The sequence below is a fragment of the Allosalinactinospora lopnorensis genome (assembly GCF_000981225.1).
Lineage (GTDB): Bacteria > Actinomycetota > Actinomycetes > Streptosporangiales > Streptosporangiaceae > Allosalinactinospora > Allosalinactinospora lopnorensis.
Window position 1 is genome coordinate 1 of the sequence record NZ_LAJC01000127.1, and the last position, 7562, is coordinate 7562.

The 7562-nt window shown below is 72.5% G+C and carries 4 protein-coding genes; all 4 read left to right on the forward strand.

All coding sequences use genetic code 11. The annotated features are described in order from the left end of the window. Window positions 1-1196: polyketide synthase dehydratase domain-containing protein (locus VS93_RS27385; RefSeq protein WP_173434368.1), on the forward strand; the 1196-nt coding region annotated here is incomplete at its 5' end. Further along, complete coding sequence (locus tag VS93_RS27390; RefSeq protein ID WP_052746001.1) at window positions 1109-2773, forward strand: type I polyketide synthase; 1665 nt, start codon at window positions 1109-1111, stop codon at window positions 2771-2773. The genes VS93_RS27385 and VS93_RS27390, both read left to right, overlap by 88 nt. A 56-nt stretch (window positions 2774-2829) precedes the next feature. Further along, the gene (locus tag VS93_RS25415) at window positions 2830-6447 is read left to right on the forward strand and encodes a type I polyketide synthase (protein WP_052746002.1); all 3618 of its coding nucleotides are present in this window, start codon (window positions 2830-2832) and stop codon (window positions 6445-6447) included. Continuing rightward, the coding region (locus tag VS93_RS29565) for a beta-ketoacyl reductase (protein WP_162231717.1) at window positions 6438-7562 on the forward strand (1125 nt) is incomplete at its 3' end. The genes VS93_RS25415 and VS93_RS29565, both read left to right, overlap by 10 nt.

A 7562-nucleotide genomic window follows, 5' to 3' on the forward strand; every position in this document is an offset into this window, starting at 1 on the left:
ACCTCACCACCACCGGGCTCGAACCGGCCGGCCACCCGCTGCTGGGCGCCGCGGTGGCCGTTCCGGATTCGGGCGGGGTGGTGCTGACCGGCCGGCTGTCGGTCCAAGGGCACCCGTGGCTGGCCGACCACGTGGTGGGCGGCTCGGTGCTCTTCCCGGGGACGGGGTTCGTCGAGTTGGCGGCCTGCGCGGGCGACCGGGTCGGCTGCGACCGGGTCGAGGAGCTGGAACTGGGCTCCGCGCTGGTTCTGCCTGAGCACGGCGGAGTGCAGCTGCGGGTGGTGGTGGGCGCGCCCGACGAAGCCGGGCGCCACCCGCTGAGCGTGTACTCGCGGCCCGAGGAGGACATGACTGAGCAGTCGTGGGTGCTCAACGCCAGTGGCGTGCTGGCGCGAGAGGAAACGCCGGAAGGGACCGGTCCGGCGGCGTGGCCGCCGGACGGGGCGTCCCCGGTCGAGGTCGAGGGGCTGTACGAGTGGGCGGTCGAGCGGGGCTACGAGTACGGGCCGGTGTTCCAGGGGCTGCGCGCGGCCTGGCGGCGCGGCGAGGATCTCTTCGCCGAGGTCGCCCTGCCCGAGTCCGTGCGCGGTGATGCGGCCGGGTTCGGGCTGCATCCGGCACTGCTGGACGCCGCCCTGCACGCGCTCCTCCTCGACGAGCAGGGCGGTGAGAGCGGGGAGACGCTGATCCCGTTCGTGTGGTCCGGTGTGTCCCTGTACGCGACCGGTGCATCGGTGCTGCGCGTGCAGTTGTCCCCCGCCGGGGACAACGCGGTTGCGCTGGCGGTGGCCGACAAGGCGGGCCGGCCGGTGGCGTCGGTGGAGCGGCTGGTGACGAAGCCGGCCACAGGGGAGTGGTTCGGCGCCGCCCGCACCCGCCCCGAGGACTCCCTCTTCCGCGTGGAGTGGGGCCCGACCCCGGCGCCGGGCGGCCCCGACACCCGGTGGGTGCTGGTCGGCGCCGCTGACAGCGAGGACGGAGAGACGGAGGCGGCGGGCACCGCGTACCGGGATCTGGCGTCGCTGGGTGAGGCGATCGACGCCGGTATGCCTGCTCCGGACGCCGTGTTCGTCGAGTGCCTCCCGACCCGGATCCCGGTCCGTCGGGGGTGCGGTCGGCCACCCACCATGTGCTGGGGCTCGTCCAGCAGTGGCTGGGGGACGAGCGGTTCACCGGGGCGCGGCTGGTCGTACTGACACGGGGCGCGGTCTCGGCATCGGTCGCTGAGGATGTGGCCGACCTGGTGCAGGCACCGGTGTGGGGGCTGGTGCGCTCGGCGCAGATGGAGAATCCCGACCGCCTCGCGCTGGCCGACGTGGACGGGGAGCGCCCTCCCTTCCGGGAGCTGGCGCTGCTGGCGGCTTCGGGGGAGTCGCAGATGGCGGTGCGCCTGGGGGCGGTGCACATCCCGCGCCTGGTCGAGGCGGGGGAGGCGGAGTCCGGCCCGGAGCCGTTCTTCGACCCCGAGGGAACGGTCCTGGTCACGGGCGGGACCGGGGCCTTGGGCGCCGAGATCGCCCGGCACCTGGTGAGTGTGCACGGCGTGCGGCACCTCGTACTGGCCGGCCGCCGCGGGCTTGAGACCCCCGGAGCGCCCGAACTGCGCGCCGAACTCGGCGAACTGGGGGCGGAGGTCTCGGTCCAGGCCTGTGACGTCGCCGACCGCGAAGGGCTCACTGCGCTGGTGGAGTCGGTTCCCGGCGACCGGCCGCTGCGGGGCGTGGTGCACGCGGCGGGCGCCTTGGACGACGCCACGGTCGCCGCCCTGTCGGGGGAGCAGGTCGACCGCGTCCTGCGTCCGAAGGCGGACGCGGCGTGGCACCTGCACGAGTTGACCCGGGATCTGGACCTGTCGGCGTTCGTGCTGTTCTCCTCCGTCGCGGGGATACTCGGCGGTGCGGGGCAGGGGAACTACGCGGCGGCCAACGCCTTTCTGGACGCGCTGGCCCAGCACCGCCGGGCGCGGGGCCTGGCCGCCGTCTCAGTTGCGTGGGGGCTGTGGAGCGACACCGGCGGCATGGCCGGGGGCCTCAACACCGCCGACCTGGCGCGGGTACGCCGGACCGGTATCAGGCCGCTGGCATCCGACGAAGGCGTGGCCCTGTTCGATGCCGCGTTGGCCGCCCGCCGGGCGCAGGTTGTGGCCGCCCGGCTGGACCGGTCGGCACTGCGCGCCCAGGCGGGGTCGGGAGCGCTGCCCCTGCTGATGCGGGGACTGGTCCGCATTCCGGTGCGGCAGGCCGTCGACACTGAAGAGTCCTCGACCTGGACGCAGCGCCTTGCCGCGATGCCGGAGCCGGAGCGCGTCGAGGTACTCATCGACCTGGTGCGCTCCCACGTCGCCGGGGTGCTCGGGCACGCTGATACCGCCTCGATCGCCGTTGACCGGGCGTTCCAGGAGTCCGGTTTCGATTCGCTGACCGCCGTTGAGTTGCGCAACCGTCTTGGCGCCGCGGTTGGACTGCGGTTGCCGGCGACGGTGGTGTTCGACTACCCCACCGTCACCGACCTGGCGCACCACCTGCGCTCCGAGCTCCTCGCGGACGAGGCGGAACCGGCCGTGCCGCTGGCGGCGGAACTCGACAGGTTGGAAGCGGCCGTCTCGGCGCTCGCCCCGGCGGACCTGGAGCGCGCGGGAGCCGTGGAACGCCTCCAGGCGCTCCTGCGGAAGTGCGGCGAGCCGCAGGGCGCCGCCACCGGTGAGCTCGACCTCGAATCCGCGACACACGACGAGGTCTTCGCCCTTATCGACGACGAGCTCGGAAAAGCCTAGTCGGCAGATCCACACCCCTCCCCCATCCCCCACGTATCCGAACCGATGAGGTCGCAATGGCGGACGAAAAGAAGCTCTTCGACTACCTGAAGCGGGTAACGGCCGACCTGCAACAGACCCGATCCCGTCTGCGCGAGGTGGAGGAGAAGGACCGGGAACCGATCGCGATCGTGGCTATGAGTTGCCGCTACCCCGGTGACGTGCGCTCTCCGGAGGACCTGTGGGAGCTGGTCGCCTCCGGCACGGACGCGATCTCGGCGTTCCCGGCCGACCGCGGCTGGGATACGGAAGGACTGTACGACCCGGACCCGGACCGTCCGGGGTCCGTCTACGTACGTGAGGGCGGCTTCCTGCACGACGCGGCGCACTTCGACGCGGGGTTCTTCGGCATCAGCCCGCACGAGGCGTCGGCGATGGATCCGCAGCAGCGGCTGCTGCTGGAGACATCGTGGGAGGCGTTCGAACGCGCCGGCATCGACCCGGCTTCGGCGAAGGGCAGTCCGACGGGCGTGTTCACCGGCGTGATGTACGACGACTACGCGAAGCGCCTGCACCGGGTGCCGGAGAGTGTCGAAGGCCAGCTGCTGCTCGGCAGCGCGCCCAGTGTCGCTTCGGGCCGGGTCGCGTACATGTTCGGCCTGGAGGGGCCGGCCGTGACGCTGGACACCGCGTGTTCGTCGTCGCTGGTGGCGCTGCATCTGGCGTGCCATGCGCTGCGGTCGGGGGAGTGCTCGCTGGCGCTGGCCGGCGGCGCCACGGTGATGGCGGCCCCCGACGTGTTCGTCGAGTTCTCCCGGCAGCGGGGGCTGGCCCCCGATGGGCGGTGCAAGTCCTTCGCGGCCGGGGCCGACGGGACGGCCTGGTCCGAGGGCGTGGGCGTGCTCCTGGTGGAGCGGTTGTCGGATGCGCGGCGTCGTGGGCATCCGGTGTTGGCGGTGATTCGTGGCAGTGCGGTGAACCAGGACGGCGCCTCCAATGGGTTGACCGCGCCGAACGGGCCGTCGCAGGAGCGGGTGATCCGGCAGGCGCTGGCCGGTGCTGGGCTTGTCCCCGCTGATGTGGACGCGGTGGAGGCGCACGGAACCGGTACCAGGCTGGGCGACCCGATCGAGGCCCAGGCGCTGCTGGCCACGTATGGGCGGGACCGGTCGGCGGATCGGCCGCTGCGGCTGGGGTCGCTGAAGTCCAATATCGGCCATACCCAGGCGGCGGCCGGGGTGGGCGGCGTGATCAAGATGGTCCAGGCGATGCGGCACGGCCTGCTGCCGCAGACTCTGCACGTGCAGGAGCCCACCCCGCACGTCGATTGGGACAAGGGCGCCGTATCGCTGCTGAACGAACCCGCCTCGTGGCCGGAGACCGGCCATCCGCGGCGCGCCGGCGTCTCCTCGTTCGGGGTGAGCGGCACCAACGCCCACCTCATCGTCGAGCAGGTTCCACAGGCCGAGGCGGCCGCGGACGTGTCCACCGCTGACGGGGAGGCCCCGGCGGACCCGACCGCGCCGCCGACGTTCCCGTGGGTGGTGTCGGGGCGGACCGAGGCGGCGCTGCGGGACCAGGCCGCGCGGCTGCGCGCGGCCGCGGCGGCCGACCCCGGCCCGCGCCGGGTGGACGTCGGGTTCTCGCTGGCCACCACGCGCGCCACGTTCGAGCACCGCGCGGTCGTGGTCAGCGGCGGACAGGATGGGTTCCTGGACGGCCTTGACGCGATCGCCCGGGGCGGTGAAGCGCCGGGGCTGGTCCAGGGGGCGGCCGACACCGCGGGCAAGGTGACCTTCGTGTTCCCCGGACAGGGGGCGCAATGGGAGGGGATGGCCGCGGATCTGCTGGAGTCCTCGCCGGTGTTCGCCGAGAGCATCCGGGAGTGCGAGCGGGCGCTGGCCGCGTACGTGGACTGGTCGCTGCTGGACCTCCTGCGCGGCGAGGCGGACGCTCCCTCCGCGGACCGGGTGGACGTGGTGCAGCCGGCGCTGTGGGCGGTGATGGTGTCGCTGGCGCGGCTGTGGCGCTCGCACGGTGTGGAGCCCGCCGCTGTCGTGGGGCACTCGCAGGGAGAGATCGCGGCGGCGTGCGTGGCCGGGGCGCTGTCCGTGGACGACGGGGCGCGGGTGGTGGCACTGCGCAGCCAGGCCGTGGCCGCGTCGCTGGCCGGCAGGGGAGGGATGGTCTCGCTCGCGCTGCCGGTCGACCGGGTCGAATCGCTGCTGGAGCGCTGGCCGGGCCGGATCTCGGTGGCGGTGGTCAACGGTCCCGGGTCCGTGGTCGTGGCCGGTGAGCCCGAGGCGCTGGACGAGCTGTGCGGCGCGTGCGAAGCCGAGGGGGTCAGGGCGCGGCGGATCCCGGTGGACTACGCCTCCCACTCCGCCCAGGTGGAGGCGCTCAAGGATCGGCTGCTGGACGCATTGTCCGGGATTGCGCCGCGTTCCGCCGAGATCCCGTTCCTCTCCACGGTGACCGGTGGCTGGCTGGACACCGCCCAGCTGGACGCCGACTACTGGTACCGCAACCTGCGGCAGAGGGTGCGGTTCGAGCAGGCCGTTCGAACACTGGTCGGGCAGGGCCACGGCTTCTTCCTGGAGGCGAGCCCGCACCCCGTCCTGACCATCGGGATCGAGGAGACGGTCGGCGCCCTGGACGCGGACGCGGTGGCCGTAGGGACGCTGCACCGCGGCGAGGGCGGACTGGATCGCTTTCTTCTCTCGATGGCTGAAGCGCACGTGCGCGGCCTGGCGGTCGACTGGGGGCAGGCGTTCGCCGGTCACCAGGCCCACGTGGTCGACCTGCCGACGTATGCGTTCCAGCACCAGCGCTACTGGCTGGAGGCCGGCGAGCCCTCCGCAGCGGTGGCCGATACGGCGGAGACCTCGTTCTGGGAGGCCGTCGAACAGGGGGACGTGGACGTGGTCGCCGACTCCCTGGACGTCGGCGACGGCGAGCGCTCCTCCCTGGAAGCGGTGCTCCCGGCGCTGTCGTCGTGGCGCCGGCGGAGCCGCGAGCGCTCGATCGTGGACGGCTGGCGATACAAGGTCACCTGGAAACCGGAGGCCGACGCGGCGCCGCCCACGCTGGACGGCACATGGTTGGTGGTGGTTCCGGCGGCGCACACCGACGAGGACCGGGTGGCGGCGGTGATCGGCGCGCTCCAGCGCCACGGCGCGCAGGCCGTCCGGATCGAACTGGACGCCGCCGAACCCGATCGGGAGTGGATCGCTCAGCGTATCCGGAACGGCGGCACCCCCGTGGCCGGTGTGCTGTCCCTCCTGGGACTCGATGAGCGGCCGTACCCCGATCATCCGGCCGTGCCCGCGGGGGTCGCCGCGACCCTGGCGCTGGTGCAGGCGGTGGGGGACGCCGACGCGCGGCTGTGGCTCGCGACGTGCGGCGCTGTGTCGACCGGGCGCTCCGACCGGCTCACCAGCCGGAGCAGGCCCTGGTGTGGGGGCTGGGCCGGGTCGTCGCGCTGGAGCACCCCGAACGCTGGGGCGGACTGGTCGACCTTCCCGAGCAGACGAGTGAGCGGACGATGGACCGGCTGGCCGGAGTGCTCGCCGGGGAGAAGGGCGAGGACCAGGTCGCGGTGCGGCCCGCCGGGGTGTTCGTGCAGCGGCTGGTTCGTGCTCCGGGTCCGGACACGTCCGGGAAGGCGTGGCAGCCGAGCGGGACCGTGCTGGTGACCGGCGGTACCGGAGCTCTGGGCGCGTATACGGCGCGGTGGTTGGCCCGTAGTGGCGCCGAGCACGTGGTGCTGACCAGTCGGCGCGGGCCGGACTCGCCCGGAGCCGCCGAGCTCGAAGCCGAACTGGAAGCGCTCGGCGTCGACGTGACCGTGGCGGCCTGCGATGTGGCGGACCGTGACGCGTTGGCGGGGCTGCTCGCCGAACATCCCCCGACAGCAGTCGTACACACGGCGGGTGTGCTGGACGACGGTGTGCTCGACGGGATGACCCTCGACCGGATGGAGAAGGTCTGTCTGCCGAAGGCGCGCGCTGCGCTGAACCTGCACGAGTTGACTCGGGATCTGGATCTTACGGCGTTCGTGCTGTTCTCCTCGGCCTCCGGCGTGCTGGGCAGTGCGGGCCAGGCCAACTATGCTGCCGCGAACGCGTTCGTCGATGCCCTGGCCGAGCAGCGCCGGGCCGCTGGACTCGCGGCGACTTCAGTCGCATGGGGCAGTTGGGGTGGTGGCGGCCTTGCTGTCGATGGCGGAGTGATCGAGGACCAGTTGCGGCAGAGTGGTGTGGCCGCGATGGCACCGGAGTTGGCGATCACGGCCCTGCGGCAGTCGCTGGACCTCGCTGACACGAATGTGGTCATCGCCGACATCGACTGGGAGCGCTTTGTCTCGCAGTCTGCCTCGGCGCGACCGAACCGGTTGGTCGTGGATGTGCCGGAGGTCGAGCGTGTCCTTGCCGCCGCGGCGTCCGAAGAGAACGCCGAGAGTGGCACGTCGGAACTGGCCCGCCGACTAAACGAGTTGTCCGAAGCCGAACGGGGCCGTGTGCTGCTGGACCTGGTGCGTACTCATGCGGCCGCGGTGCTCGGCCACGAGGGAGCTGGGGAGGTTACGGCGAATCGCGCCTTCCGTGATCTGGGGTTCGATTCGCTGGGCGCGGTGAAATTGCGGAACCGGTTGAGTACTGCGACCGGCCTTCGGCTGCCGACCACCGTTGTATACGACTACTCGTCCTCGGTGGAGCTCGCTGGTTACCTGCAAGCGGAGCTCGTCGGCGCGGATACGGATACCGAGGTTTTCGCCTCCAGGCAGACCACCGGAGCCGAGGAAAGCGAT